We start from the raw sequence: 12,760 nt of genomic DNA, 5'->3' as shown, positions 1-12,760 counted from the left end.
TGCCTGACTTTCCCGGGAAAGAGCGGGAAGGAGATTCCAGGCCCCTGGTGCCGGGCGCACTCCGTGTGGACCTCCCATAGTGGGAAGGGCGCCGGAACACCCGGACCGAGCGACCCCCATCCGAGGAGCCTTCCGATGACCCGAGCACTCGCGCTCGTCTGCACCCTCTCCCCGTCGCCCAAGCCGTCCAGCAGTCAGCTGCTGGCCGACCAGATCATGGCCGAACTCGCCGGTCTGGGGGTGAAGGGCGAGACGGTGCGGATCGCCGACCACGACGTGCGGCCGGGGATCGCCCAGGACATGGGCGACGGGGACGAGTGGCCCCGGCTGCGCGAGAAGGTGCTGGCGGCCGACATCCTGCTGGTGGCCACCCCGATCTGGCTCGGGCACCCGGCGAGCCTCTGCCAGCGTGTACTGGAACGGCTGAACGCCGACATCTCCGAGACCGACGACGAGGGACGGCAGTTGCCCTACGGCAAGGTGGGCATGGTGGCCGTCGTCGGCAACGAGGACGGCGCCCACAAGGTGAGTGCCGATGTCTTCCAGGGGCTCAACGACCTGGGCTTCACCCTCGCACCCGGCGCGGTGAGCTACTGGGTCGGCGAGGCCATGCACGGCACCGACTACCGGGACCTGGAGGAGACCCCCGACGCCGTCAGGTCCACCACCCACCAGATGGCCCTCAACGCCGCCCATCTCGCCCGGGTCCTCGCCGACTCGCCCTACCCGCCGCGCTGACCCCTCCGTCCCGGGCCGCGTCGCCGTCGCCGCGCCGGATGAAGAATCCGCCGGGACTTCTGTCGCACGAGTGTGTGGAACGCATGGCTCCGGGTAGTCGCAGCTTCGCGTATGCGTAAGCAGTCGCTGTCCGACGGAAGGGAATGATCGCCATGCCGACATCCGTATCTGCGCAGGTGCCGGGGACCACGACAGGTGCGCCGGCCGAACTCCCGGAGATCGCCGATCCGCTGAAGGTCGCACCCAAGGATGCCCGGGCGCTCAGCAAGCTGTTCTTCGATCGGTTGCAAACCCTCGAAGAGGGCACGGCGGAGTACCAGTACGCCCGCAATACGCTCATCGAGATGAACCTCACCCTGGTGCACTTCGCCGCGGCCCGGTACCGCAATCGCGGCAACGGCCAGATGGAGGACATCATCCAGGTGGGCACCATCGGCCTCATCAAGGCCATCGACCGCTTCGAACTCAGCAGGGAAGTCGAATTCACCTCGTTCGCCATTCCCTACATCGTCGGTGAGATCAAGCGGTTCTTCCGGGACACCACCTGGTCCGTCCACGTGCCCCGGCGCCTCCAGGAACTCCGGGTCACCCTCGCCAAGGCCAAGGAGGAACTGGCCACCTCGTTCGGCCGGGAGGCCACCGTCGCCGAACTCGCCGAACGCCTCGGCGTCAGCGAGGAAGAGGTCGTCGAGGGCCTGGTCGCCTCGAACGGCTACACCGCCCACTCGCTGGACGTACCCCTCGACGGGGCGGAGTCCGACAGCCCGAGCGGTGTGAGCCGCACCCACGCGGACATCACCGGCGAATGCGACCCGGGGATCGAGCTGGTCGAGAACCTGCACGCCCTCGCGCCGCTGCTGGAGACGCTGGACGAACGGGAACGCGCCATCGTCCAGATGCGCTTCGGCCAGGAGATGACCCAGTCCCAGATAGGTGAACGCCTCGGTCTCTCCCAGATGCACGTCTCACGGCTGATCGCCCGCATACTGCGTAGGCTCCGCGAAGGCATCCTCACCGAGGACTGAGGCCCCCCGGACGCGTCACGACACCGGGGCCACCTCACCGGACGCGCGAGGTACGCGTGGACGTCTCGTCCTCGTCCTCGTCGTCGTCCGCGCCCGGCACATGGACGTCGGTGACGTTGATGTTGATCTCGACCACTTCGAGACCGGTCATCGTCTCGACGGCGTCCGTGACGTTGGTACGGAGAGCGCGTGCGGTGTCCAGGATGGCGGCGCCGTACTCCACGACGATGTCGACGTCGATGGCGGTCTGCTTCTCGCCGACCTCCACCTTGACGCCCCGCCCCGGGTCACTGGAGCGGGAGACCTTGTCCTTGACGGCTCCGAGCGCGCGGGAAGGGCCCTTGCCGACGGAATGCACCCCGTCGGTCTCCCGTACCGCGATACCGGCGATGGCCGAGACCACGTTGTCCGCGATGGTCGTCGTCCCTCGCGTGCCGCCGGCCGCGCCGCCTTCCAGCCTGGTGCCGCCGACGCTTTCGTTGGTCGCCATGAGTTCCTCACACGGAAAGAGGTGGGGTGGGATGAGGGGCTGCCCGGCGTAAGCCGTTCCGCCCCTCATCCCACTCTCCTCCGGCTCCCGCGCCCCCGCCATTCGGGTGATCGCCGCCCGGGGAGACCCGGCCGGCTCAGTCGCGCGGCAGCAGCGTCCCCAGCGGCCCGAGGTCGAGGTTCAGGTCCTCGGGCCGCACCCCGTGCTGCTCGCACAGTTCCGTCATCCGCTGCTCCAGGAGCATCAGCGTCGTGCCGATCTCCTCGGTCTGCTCCTCGGTGAGGTCGCCCTCGTCGATCCTCCGGATCGCCTGGCGCTCCATCAGCTGGCGCAGCAGCTCCACCACGGTGAGCACCAGCGTGACGAGGTCCTGGCCGACCTTGCCGGAGTCCAGATCGACCCGCGCGTCCGTCACAGCGGCCCCCCGTCCGCCCAGGGCGCCAGCACCCGCTCGCTGACCGACGACAGCAGCGCGTGCAGCGACAGGCGTACGAGAGGCACATCGGCGATCGCGATGACCAGGTCCCCGCTGATGACCACCCCGGTCGCCAGCACCCGGTCGAGCAGATCGACGAGGGGCACTCCGATCGGCCCGCTCAGCGGCTCCGGTTCGTCCCACGGCACGACGGCGCGCTCCACCGTCACACCTCGCCGACGAAGGAGTACGGGACCCAGGGCCCCGACAGTTCGACGTGCGCCCCGGTCCGCTCGCGGAGACTCCGCACCAGCCGCGCCAGTTCCGCCGCCCGGTCCTCGGCCACCAGATACGTGGCGTTGAGCACCTGGGTGCGCCGCTCGTCCGGCACCCGGGGCCCGTGGAAGGGCAGCCGGCGCGCGGCGGCGGCCAGCCCGCTCACGTCGGCGTCCACCACCTCGGCGATCCGCAGCCCGTCCGTCCGGTGCCGTTCGCGCCGGTCCCGCAGGCTCCGCTTCCGGTCGAGATAGGCCCGGCCGGCCCCGGGCGCGGGCCGCTGCGGGCCGGCCCCGACCGCCTCCCGGGCCGGTGCGTCGGCCACGTACACCTTGACGCCCCACTCGGAGTGGTGTGCCGTACGCTCCAGCGCGGCGTGGAAGCGCCGCGCCTCCTTGTGCAGCGCCGCCCGGGCCCGCTCCTCGTCGTGGTAGAGCGTGGCCAGGGGAAGGGGCACCGTCGGATACCGGGCCGCCATCGCGCACACGACCTCGTGGTGGGCCCGTGCGTACCGTTCGAGTTCGGGCTCGTCGGCGAGCCGGGCCTGCCATGCGTCGTCGGTGAAGTCCGCCGCCCGCACGGTCTGGACGACCGCGGTGAGCGCCGGGCCCAGGGGCAGGGCGCGCAGGGGGCTTTCGCCGGTGACGCCCGCCGGGCCGGTGGGGTCCGGGTGCTCCTCGGTGCGGCACACGGCGTAGACGTACACGGCCCGGGCATCCCCGGACGAGCGGGTGTCCGCGGTCATGACTCGGACCCCTGCGACTCAAGGGCGTCCAGGCGGGCCCGCAGCTCCCGGTTCTCGTCCTGCAGCGCGTTGCGCGCCGCGTGGGAGCTGAGCGCGGGGTCGGTCTCCCACCAGTCGATCCCGGCCTTCTTCGCCGTGTCGACGGAGGCGACGAAGAGGCGGAGCCGGATCGTGAGCAGCTCGATGTCCAGCAGGTCGATCTTGATGTCACCGGCGATGACGATGCCCTTGTCCAGGACGCGTTCGAGGATGTCGGCGAGGTTGGTCGTGTGCGGGCCGGCGGGCGCGTAGGCATCGTCCTGCCGGAAGTCGAGATCAGTCACGACGGGACCTCCGCCGGCGCCGCCTGCTCGGGGCGGGCTCCTCCTCGTCGTCCTCGTCGTCCTCTTCCTCTTCTTCCTCTTCTTCCTCCGGTTCGTCTTCCGGTTCCTCGTCGTCCTCCCACTCGTCCTCGTCGTCGTCGCCCTCGTCCTGGTCTTCGTCCTCGCCTTCGTCCTCGTCCTCGTAGTCCTCGTCCTCCGGCTGCTCCTCGTCGCCCTCGGACTCCTCCTCGGCCACGGCATCCTCGTGCGAGACGACGACCTCGCCGTCGCGGATCTCGCCGCGCCAGCCGTCCGGCTCCTCGTCGGTCAGGGTGACGTAGCGCTGGAAGTGCTTGAAGTCCAGTCGGATGCGGCGCCCCTGGGCCCGCCAGAGGTTGCCCGTCTTCTCGAAGAAGCCGGACGGGTAGTACTCGACCACCAGCACGATGCGGGTCAGGTTCGGCGTCAGTTCATGGAAGCTGACGGCGCCGCGCGTCGTGCCCTTGGAGCCCTCCGACGTCCAGACGATGCGTTCGTCGGGGATCTGCTCCTGGACGGTCGCCTTGAAACTGCGCGACGACGGGCCGATCTTGACCTTCCAGTCGCTCGTGGCCTCGTCCTCCGTCGAGACGTCCTGGACGCCCTTCGCGAAGCTGCTGAAGCGGTCGTACTGGGTCCAGTAGTCGTACGCCGTACGCAGGGGCACGCCGACGTCCAGGACCTCCACGATGTTCATCGACTTGCCGCCACCGCTGGACTTGCTCTTGCCCTTGCCGCCGCCGAACGCCTCCTTGGCCTTCTCCGTGACGTTGTCCTTCACGCCCTTGGCCTTCTCCGAGACGAACGACTTCAGCGGTGATTCGCCCTGGAGGACCCGGGAGGCCACGGCCGGCAGGGAGCCGCCCTCCTCCGCGGAGTCGGTGAGCTGCTGCGCGACGTCCGTCAGCTTGCCGCTCGCCTTGCCCGCGAGATCCTCCATCTTCGCGCTGAGGAAGCCCGACAGCTCCTCGCGGAGCCGGTCGAGGCCCGATTCCGGCGCCCCGGACTCGTCCTGTTCTGTCCTGGCCATGACTCGCTACCTCCGACGGTCGGTGCGCTTGGAAGCGGTCCGCTTGGACGCCGACTTGGACGACGTCTTCTTCGCGGCGGACTTCTTCGCCGGGGCGGTCTTCTTGGCCGCGGCCTTCTTCGCGGGCGCCGGCTTCTTCGACGCCGTCTTCGCGGCCCGGGCCGCCTTCTTCGCGGGTGCCGCCTTCTTCGCCGCGGGCTTCCGGTCCGCGCTCTTCTTCGCCGCCGTCTTCTTGGCGGGCGCCGTCTTCTTGGCCGGGGCGGACTTCTCGGCGGCCTGCTTCCTCGCCGGGGCCTTCTTGGCGGCCGACTTCTTCGCCGGGGCCTTCTTGGACGGCGCCTTCTTCGGTGACGTCTTCTTCGCGGGTGGCTCGGGGGCCTCGCGGTCCTCCTCGTCCTCGTCCGCGTAGTCCTCGTCCTCATCCTCGTCCGTGCCGTCGTCCGAGCCCTCGTCCTCGTCCTCGTCCCCGGGCCCGTCCTCGTACGGCTCCTCTTCGTCCTCCGGTTCGTCTTCGTACGTGTCGTCGTACTCGTCCTCGTACGGTTCGTCGTCGTACTCGTCCCGGTCCTCGTCCTCCTCGGGCCGGCTCTCGGTGAGCCGCGCGGTGCGGTCGCCGATCGCGTCCGCGAGCGAGGACATGCCGCGGTTCGCCGCCGCCGTCACCGCCTTGCGGCCCGCGTCCATGACCTCGCCCCGCAGCTGTTCCTGGAGCTCCGCGACCTGGGGGACGCCGCCGAGGCGGCGCATGCCCTCGGCGGCGAGCTGGCGGGGTTCGAGCCCGAACCTCCGGCCCGCCAGGTACGTCGCGACGGTCAGGGCCATCCGGCCCTTCTTGGTCCGGCCCAGCACGTAGCCGCCGACCACCGCGGCTGCCAGCGCTACCTTGGCTTCGTCATCCATGAGCACGTCACCTTCGATCGCTCGGCACTCGGTCCGCCCGAGCGGCGTGCAGCCGGTCGAGCAGCCTTTCCTCTTCCCGTTCGAATTCCTCGATCGTGATGTCTCCGGCCTCCAACTCCTGGTTGAGCACGGTCAGTTGCGCGCGCAGTACGGCGGGGTCGCGCAGCTCCCGCTCGGCGGCGTCGTTGAGCTTCTCCGCCACCCACACCACCCCCCGCACGGGTGCGACGGGCAGCGTCAGCAGACCGGTGATGAGGCCCATCTCAGCCACCGCCCACGGGGACCGGCCGGGCCTCGGCGGAGACGAAGCTGTAGCAGGGCAGCGGCCCGGCGAGGCGGAGCTCCACATGGCCGCGGTTGTCGGCCGCGAACCGGCGCGCCTCGGCCAGGAACGCGTCACCGGCCGCGCGCTCCACGAGGAACGACACATTGAGCGCGCACCCCTGGACCTCCGGACCGGCCGCCACCGCCCTGGCCCTCGGCGTCAGCTCCCGCAGCACCCGCCGCCCCGCATCGGCGGCCCGCCGCGCGAGGGAGGCGGCCACCGCCTCGCCCAGCCGCAGACTCGCCTCGTAGCCCGGACGCCGGCGCGCGGCCTCCCGCAGCTTGCGCACGGTGCCGTCCTCCGCGACCACGTCGGCGAGCGCGTCCTCGGCCGCCAGCGCCTTCACATTGATCTCGTGGCATCCGGCGAGCCGCTTCAGGGCCGCCAGATGGCCGTCTGCACCGGCGGCCAACTGCCGTTCCACGGTGGCCTGGTCGGGGGCCACCATGCCGAACCGCATGGGCAGCACGGGCCCCTCGTCCATCAGGCGCAGCAGCAGGTCCTGATGGGCGAGCAGATCGCGGCGGCGCGCCCGGAGGTCCGGGGGAGCGTCGCTGACGACCGCGGCGAGCCGGCCCCGCCGGACGGTCCGCAGGCGGGCGGGCGGGCCGCCCACACCGCCCTGCCCGGCCGGCAGAGCGGTCCCCGCCCGGGTGATCGCGTACACGTAGACACCGTCGGCCGTCACCGCTCACGCCTCCGCACGGCGGCGCCGGCTCTCGCTGTTGCGCGCCGGGGCGCGCCGCTTCCTCGGCCGCTCCTCCGGCTCCTCCTCGTCGTCACCGCCGACCGCCTTGCGCACGGTGTCGCCCACCGACTCGGCGGCCCTGCGTACCTTCCGCTTGCCGATGGACTTGACGGCGCCGCCGCCGATCAGCTCCGGCACCGTGGTGCTGCCGGAATCCCGTTCGAGGTCCAGCCGGTTGCACGCCTCGGCGAACCGCAGATACGTGTCCACGCTCGCGACGACGATGCGCGCGTCTATCTTCAGGATCTCGATGCCGACCAGGGAGACCCTGATGAAGACATCGATCACCATGCCCCGGTCGAGGATCAGTTCCAGGACGTCGTACAGGGTGCCGGCGCGCGGCGGGCAGGCGACGACTTCGTCGGAGTAGGTGGTCGCGGTCATGGAATGTCCTTCCGGCGGGGGAGTGGACGCCGCTCACTCGTCGGCGGCGCCCCGGCGGTACCGGCGGACCCTGCTGTACTCCAGGAGCTCGCCGGACCGGTCGAGCTGCACCTCGTAGGAGGCGAGGAGGCTCGTGGTGTCCGGAATCCGGGGCACTTCGAGAACGTCCACCACGACGCACCAGCCGTCGTTGGTGCGCCGGACTGCGGACACGCCCTCCGCGTGGTGGTCGATGAGACCCTCCAGGCTCTGGATGGCAGCGCGGGCCGCGTGTTCGGGGCCCCGTGCGGACGGGGCGCGCCGCGTGGTCGCCGTCTTCGTGGTTCCGGCCTGGGAGCGCCGCTGATCTGCCATGGCACCCAGTCTGCTCACTCCCGCCACGCCCGCATCTTGGGCGACGGCATCGGGGTGTGCGGCTCGCGGTGACCTGGCGGCAATAAGAGTAGACAGTGTCTACGGCGACCTGGTAGACACGGTCCATGGATGAAGCGAACCAAGTGGACCGAGCACATCCCTTGCGGGAACGCCTGATCGACGCGGGTGTCGACCTCGTCATGGCCGAGGGCTCCGCCTCGCTCGGCCTCCGCGAGATCGCCCGCCGCGCCGGTGTCTCGCACGGCGCCCCGCGCCGCTACTTCCCCACCCACCACGCCCTGCTCTCGGCCATCGCCGGGCGCGGCTTCACCGAGCTCGCCGCCCGGTTCCAGGCGGCGACCGGAGCGGCCGGGACACCGCGCGACCGGCTACGGGACCTCGCCGACGCGTTCCTGGACTACGCGGGTGAGCACGGCGGCATGTTCGAGCTGATGTTCCGCCACGATCTGCTCGACAGCGAGGTCCACGCGAGTGACGCGGACGCGCCGGACCGGCCCCGCCTGCGCGAGTCGACCCTCCCGCTGTTCGCGCGGCTCGTCGAGCTCGTCACCCTGGACCGCGCCCACCGCGCGGAAGGCGGCGACGGCCCCCCGCACGACGCCCCGCCGCCGGCCCTGACCGCGGCCGCCCTCTGGACCAACCTGCACGGCATCGCCGTACTCCGGGCGAGTGGCAGCCTCCGACTGGCGCTCCCCGGCGCCGGAGAGGGAACGGCCCCGCTCGTCGCGGCGGTGCTCGACGCCCACCTCGGCCGGGCGGACGCGTGACCCCCACCGCCGTACGGCCCCGCGCCGCGCTCCTCGCCTCGGTGGCGGGCGCCATGATCGTCGCCCTGGACGGCACCGTGCTGCTCGTCGCCCAGCCGGACCTGCGCAGCGACCTCGGGGCGACCGTCACCGAGGTCCAGTGGACGAGCACCGCCTACCTCCTCGCGGTCGCCGCCCTCCTGGTGATCGCCGGACGGCTCGGGGACCGGTACGGGCACCGGCGGCTGCTGTGCGTCGGGGTGCTCGGCTTCGGCGCCGCGTCGGCCGGCATCGCGCTCGCCCAGAGCATCGGTCCCGTGATCGCACTGCGCGCCGTACAGGGGGTCTTCGGCGCGCTCCTGCAACCGGCGACGCTCGCCCTGCTCAGGCTCGTCCACCCCGCCGACCGCCTCGGCCGGGCCGTCGCCGTCCGCACCAGCGCCATCGGAGTCGCCGCGGCGGCCGGTCCGGTGCTCGGGGGAGCCCTCGTCACGCACTGGGGCTGGCGTGCCGTCTTCCTGATCAACATCCCGGCCGCCCTGGTGATCGCCGCGCTCACCCTCGCCGTCCGGACCCCCGAAGTGCCGCGCGCCGCGCACCGGCGGTTCGACCTCACCGCCGGCGCCCTGCTCGCCGCCGCGCTCGCCGCCCTCGTCCACACGCTGGCCGGCATCCCCGACGAGGGGTGGACCGGCACCCGGACAGGGCTCGGGCTGCTGCTGAGCGTGCTCCTCGGGGCGGCGCTCGTCGGGTACGAACGCCGCAGCGCCCAGCCGGTCGTGCCGCCGGCGGTGACGCGCTCGGTGCCCGTGACGGCGTCGATGGCGCTGCTCCTCACCACCTCCGGCGGCCTGTTCGGCGCGCTGTTCGTCGTCACCTTCCACCTCCAGCAGGGGCTCGGTCTCGATCCCCTCACCACCGGGCTGCGCTGCCTGCCGCTGACCCTGCTGATGATCGCCGGGGCACCCATGGCCTCGGCCGCGCTCGGGCGCTTCGGGCCGCGCCGCACCGCGCTCGCCGGCCAGCTGTGCGTCGCCCTCGCCGTCCTGGGCCTCTCCCGCCCCGGTCCCGCATGGCAGACCGGTGTCGTCCTCGCGGTCCTCGGGGCGGGCTTCACCGCGGTCATGGTCACCGCCACCGGCACCGTCGTCGGCGACGCGCCACCCGGGTACGCCGGGGTGGTCGGCGGCCTCAAACAGACCGCCATGAACGTGGGCCCCACCCTGGGGATCGCCGTGGCCGCCGGACTGATGCCGCTCACCCCGTCGGCCGTCACCACCCCGGCCCACCAGGCCCTCCCGTCGCCGGACCTCCTCACAGGCCACGCCCTGCCCGCCGTCGCGGCTCTCGCCGCGCTCGGCCTGATCCCGGCTTCGTTGCTGCCGGGGGCGGGCCCTCGCCCGAACGCCCGCCCCCGGACCGCTCGCGTCGTGGGCCGCGACGACCGCCAGTAGGCTGCCGAAGGATCACGACCCGTGGACGAGGAGCAGAGCGATGGACCTCCGCCTGAGGACGATCAGCCGGGACGAGCACCTGGCGTACGTGGACGGCCTGCCCTCCGCGAGCCACATGCAGGTCCCGTCCTGGGGCGAGGTGAAGCCCGACTGGCGGGCGGAGAGCCTCGGCTGGTTCGACGCGGCCGGCCGGATCACCGGCACCGCCCTGGTCCTGTACCGGCCGCTGCCGAAGACCAGGCGCCACCTCGCCTACCTCCCCGAAGGCCCCGTCATCGACTGGTACGACGAGGACCTCGGCCGGTGGCTGAACCCCCTCCTGGACCACCTCAAGGGGCAGGGCGCGTTCACCGTGAAGATGGGCCCGCCCGTCGTCGCCCGCCGCTGGGACGCGGCCACCGTCAAGGAGGCCGTCGCCGACCCGGAGGCCCACCGCCTCGGCGAGGTCGCACCCACCGAACAGGACCCCCGCGCCTTCGCGCTGACCGACCGTCTGCGGGCCATGGGCTGGCAGCCGTCCGGAGGCGGCGGCGAGGAGGGGTTCGCCGCCGGGCAGCCGCGTCACGTCTTCCAGCTCCCCCTGGCCGGCCGCTCGACCGACGACCTCCTGGCCGGGTTCAACCAGCTGTGGCGCCGCAACATCAAGAAGGCGGACAAGGCCGGCGTCAAGGTCGTCCGGGGCGACTACGCCGACCTGGACACCTTCTACACGCTCTACGCCGAGACCGCCGAGCGCGACCGGTTCACCCCCCGCCCCCTGCCGTACTTCCAGCGGATGTGGAAGGCCCTCACCGCCGAGCACCCCGACCGGATGCGGCTCTACCTCGCCGCGCACGACGGCGAGGTGCTGGCCGCCGCCACCATGCTCACCGTCGGCGGGCACGTCTGGTACTCGTACGGTGCGTCCACCAGCCGCAGGCGCGAGGTCCAGCCCAACAACGCCATCCAGTGGCAGATGATCCGCGACGCCCACGCCATGGGCGCGCACGTCTACGACTTCCGGGGCACCACCGACACCCTGGACGAGAGCAACCACCTGCTCGGCCTGCTCCGCTTCAAGGTCGGCACCGGCGGACAGGCCGCCGAGTACGTCGGAGAGTGGGACTACCCGCTCAACAAGGTGCTGCACAAGGCGTTCAGCCTGTACATGGCCCGGCGGTAGCTCACTCCTCGTCGCCCGGGTCCAGCGCCTCCAGCGGCCGCACGGCGGGCCCCTGGAGCACCGAACCGTCGACGCCGAAGCGCGACCCGTGGCACGGGCACTCCCAGGCCGTCTCCGCCTCGTTGAACGCCACCAGGCACCCCAGATGCGTGCACCGCGCGGAGACCGCCCGCACGGTGCCGTCCGGCTCCCGGTACACGGCGCAGCGACGCCCCTTCACCCGGACCACCGCCCCCGTGCCCGGCGGCACCTGGCTCACCGAGTCCAGGTGGCTGACGCGCAGCCGGTCGCCGACGAAGTGCTTCGCCACCTCCGCCTGCGCCCCCAGCAGCGACCCGGCCTCGCGCACCGCGCTGCCCAGCCGCCGGGGGTCGTACAACCCGGCCCACGGCAGCGGCGGGACGCCCTCCGCGATCAGCGAGGTCAGCAGCCGGCCGGCGAGCACCCCGCCGGTCATCCCCCAGCCGCCGAACCCGGTCGCCACATAGGTGTGCCGGGCCCCGATGTGGAACGGCCCGATCAACGGGACCGTATCGCTCGGATCGTTGTCCTGCGCCGCCCACCGGTACGCGGTCGGACCGGCCGCCGGGAACCGCTCGTGCAGCCAGGCGTCCAGCCGCCGGAACCGCTCACCGGGGTCCCCGGTGCCCGGAGTGAAGCTCTCCCCGGTCACGATCAGCAGGCGCCGGCCGTCGTCGAGCGGGGTGGAGCGCACCGAGCGCTTCCCCTCGTCCTCGGTGATGTACATGCCCTTCGGAGCCGCCTCCGCCGGGATGGGGGCGGCGACCACCAGTTCCCGCCGGGGCGAGAGCCGGGCGAACAGCATCGCGCGGTCGAAGACCGGGTAATGCGTGGCCACGACCACGTCCCGGGCCGTCACACTCCGCCCCGACTCGACGGTCACCCGGCACGGCGTCCCCTCGGACAGCCCGGTCACCCGGCTGCGCTCGAAGATGCGGCCGCCCCGCGCGACCAGGTCCCGGGCCAGCGCCAGCAGGTACTTGCGCGGGTGGAACTGGGCCTGGCCGTCCGCCCGGACCGCCCCGCCGATCGCGAACGGCAGTTCCGTTTCGGAGACGTACCCGACGTCCAGACCGGCGTCCGCCGCGGCCCGCGCCTCCGCCTCGACCAGGTGCCGGGACTCCGGCCCGGCCGCGTAGCTGTACGCGCTCACCCGTTCCAGGTCGCACGCGATCCCCAGCTCCTCCACGATCCCGGCCACCCGGTCCACCGCGTCCAGCTGCGACGCCGCGAACAACCGGGTGGCATCCACGCCCCGGGTCCGCCGCAGCCGGTCGTACACCAGCGACTGGAGGGCGGACACCTTGGCCGTCGTGTAGCCGGTCACCCCGGACGCGATGCGGTCCGCCTCCAGGACCACCACGTTCCGGCCCGCCCGGCTGAGCTCCCACGCCGTGCTCAGGCCCGCGATGCCGCCGCCGATCACGACGACGTCCGCATCGGTGTCCGACGCCAGGGGCGGGTGCTCGGGTGCGTCGGTGCTGTCCATCCAGAAGGACTCGTCCAGCCCCGGAAGAGGGCGGGGGTGGTTCATCGTGTGCTCTCCCAATCGTTCAGGGCCCGGGATGTGGTGCCGGTCATGGCG

Annotated in this window: 17 protein-coding genes; 5 read left to right on the top strand and 12 right to left on the bottom strand. The window is 72.2% G+C overall.

The genetic code is table 11. The annotated features are described in order from the left end of the window. Nucleotides 1-135: 135 nt before the first annotated feature. Both ACFUJY_RS18440 and ACFUJY_RS18435 read left to right on the top strand, forming a co-directional pair. Nucleotides 136-738, top strand: coding sequence for a flavodoxin family protein (locus ACFUJY_RS18440; protein WP_383300438.1), 603 nt, complete (start codon nt 136-138; stop codon nt 736-738). A gap of 143 nt (nt 739-881) precedes the next feature. Further along, entirely contained in the window at nt 882-1,763 is an 882-nt protein-coding gene (locus tag ACFUJY_RS18435) for an RNA polymerase sigma factor SigF (RefSeq protein WP_383300436.1), read from the top strand. Nucleotides 1,764-1,797: 34 nt separating this feature from the next. On the opposite strand, the gene ACFUJY_RS18430 is transcribed toward ACFUJY_RS18435, so the two are convergent. From ACFUJY_RS18430 to ACFUJY_RS18380, 11 genes are all read right to left on the bottom strand, one after another. Next, nucleotides 1,798-2,253 carry an Asp23/Gls24 family envelope stress response protein gene (locus ACFUJY_RS18430; protein WP_383300433.1) on the bottom strand — a complete coding sequence of 152 codons (456 nt, stop codon included), beginning with the start codon at nt 2,251-2,253 and terminating at the stop codon, nt 1,798-1,800. Between the two features lie 136 nt (nt 2,254-2,389). Then, on the bottom strand, nt 2,390-2,668 hold the full coding sequence (locus tag ACFUJY_RS18425) for a gas vesicle protein K (RefSeq protein ID WP_073865454.1): 279 nt from the start codon (nt 2,666-2,668) through the stop codon (nt 2,390-2,392). Beyond that, nucleotides 2,665-2,892 (bottom strand): gas vesicle protein, encoded by a 228-nt coding sequence (locus tag ACFUJY_RS18420; protein ID WP_383300430.1) that lies wholly within the window; start codon nt 2,890-2,892, stop codon nt 2,665-2,667. Before ACFUJY_RS18420 ends, ACFUJY_RS18425 begins: the two co-directional genes overlap by 4 nt. A gap of 2 nt (nt 2,893-2,894) precedes the next feature. Next, on the bottom strand, nt 2,895-3,689 hold the full coding sequence (locus ACFUJY_RS18415; protein ID WP_383300427.1) for a GvpL/GvpF family gas vesicle protein: 795 nt from the start codon (nt 3,687-3,689) through the stop codon (nt 2,895-2,897). Next, nucleotides 3,686-4,012: a gas vesicle protein gene (locus ACFUJY_RS18410; RefSeq protein ID WP_383300425.1), complete on the bottom strand. Its 327-nt coding sequence runs from the start codon at nt 4,010-4,012 to the stop codon at nt 3,686-3,688. The genes ACFUJY_RS18415 and ACFUJY_RS18410 overlap by 4 nt, the downstream gene beginning before the upstream one ends. Beyond that, on the bottom strand, nt 4,005-5,060 hold the full coding sequence (locus ACFUJY_RS18405) for an SRPBCC family protein (protein ID WP_383300424.1): 1,056 nt from the start codon (nt 5,058-5,060) through the stop codon (nt 4,005-4,007). Before ACFUJY_RS18405 ends, ACFUJY_RS18410 begins: the two co-directional genes overlap by 8 nt. A 6-nt stretch (nt 5,061-5,066) precedes the next feature. Continuing rightward, nucleotides 5,067-5,960: a histone protein gene (locus ACFUJY_RS18400; protein ID WP_383300422.1), complete on the bottom strand. Its 894-nt coding sequence runs from the start codon at nt 5,958-5,960 to the stop codon at nt 5,067-5,069. A 7-nt stretch (nt 5,961-5,967) separates the two neighbouring features. After that, entirely contained in the window at nt 5,968-6,222 is a 255-nt protein-coding gene (locus tag ACFUJY_RS18395) for a gas vesicle protein GvpG (protein ID WP_383300421.1), read from the bottom strand. Between the two features lies 1 nt (nt 6,223). After that, on the bottom strand, nt 6,224-6,973 hold the full coding sequence (locus tag ACFUJY_RS18390) for a GvpL/GvpF family gas vesicle protein (RefSeq protein WP_383300418.1): 750 nt from the start codon (nt 6,971-6,973) through the stop codon (nt 6,224-6,226). Between the two features lie 3 nt (nt 6,974-6,976). Further along, the gene (gene gvpJ / locus ACFUJY_RS18385) at nt 6,977-7,417 is read right to left on the bottom strand and encodes a gas vesicle protein GvpJ (RefSeq protein WP_383300417.1); all 441 of its coding nucleotides are present in this window, start codon (nt 7,415-7,417) and stop codon (nt 6,977-6,979) included. Between the two features lie 33 nt (nt 7,418-7,450). Further along, complete coding sequence (locus ACFUJY_RS18380; RefSeq protein WP_383300414.1) at nt 7,451-7,771, bottom strand: gas vesicle protein; 321 nt, start codon at nt 7,769-7,771, stop codon at nt 7,451-7,453. A gap of 125 nt (nt 7,772-7,896) precedes the next feature. Here ACFUJY_RS18380 and ACFUJY_RS18375 point away from each other — a divergent pair, with 125 nt between their 5' ends. From ACFUJY_RS18375 to ACFUJY_RS18365, 3 genes are read left to right on the top strand one after another with little or no spacing between them, the layout of a single operon-like run. Beyond that, nucleotides 7,897-8,559: a TetR/AcrR family transcriptional regulator gene (locus ACFUJY_RS18375; RefSeq protein ID WP_383300412.1), complete on the top strand. Its 663-nt coding sequence runs from the start codon at nt 7,897-7,899 to the stop codon at nt 8,557-8,559. Beyond that, entirely contained in the window at nt 8,556-9,992 is a 1,437-nt protein-coding gene (locus tag ACFUJY_RS18370) for an MFS transporter (RefSeq protein ID WP_383300410.1), read from the top strand. Before ACFUJY_RS18375 ends, ACFUJY_RS18370 begins: the two co-directional genes overlap by 4 nt. Nucleotides 9,993-10,032: 40 nt before the next feature. Further along, nucleotides 10,033-11,154, top strand: a complete 1,122-nt coding sequence (locus ACFUJY_RS18365; protein ID WP_383300408.1) for a lipid II:glycine glycyltransferase FemX — start codon at nt 10,033-10,035, stop codon at nt 11,152-11,154. A 1-nt stretch (nt 11,155) separates the two neighbouring features. Here the strand turns inward: ACFUJY_RS18365 and ACFUJY_RS18360 are convergent, their stop codons facing one another. Next, nucleotides 11,156-12,709, bottom strand: a complete 1,554-nt coding sequence (locus ACFUJY_RS18360) for an FAD-dependent oxidoreductase (RefSeq protein ID WP_383300407.1) — start codon at nt 12,707-12,709, stop codon at nt 11,156-11,158. Nucleotides 12,710-12,760 lie beyond the last annotated feature (51 nt).

Source organism: Streptomyces sp. NPDC057249 (genome assembly GCF_042669245.1).
In the GTDB taxonomy this organism is placed as follows: Bacteria; Actinomycetota; Actinomycetes; order Streptomycetales; family Streptomycetaceae; genus Streptomyces.
This window is presented reverse-complemented; position numbering and strand designations above follow the sequence as displayed.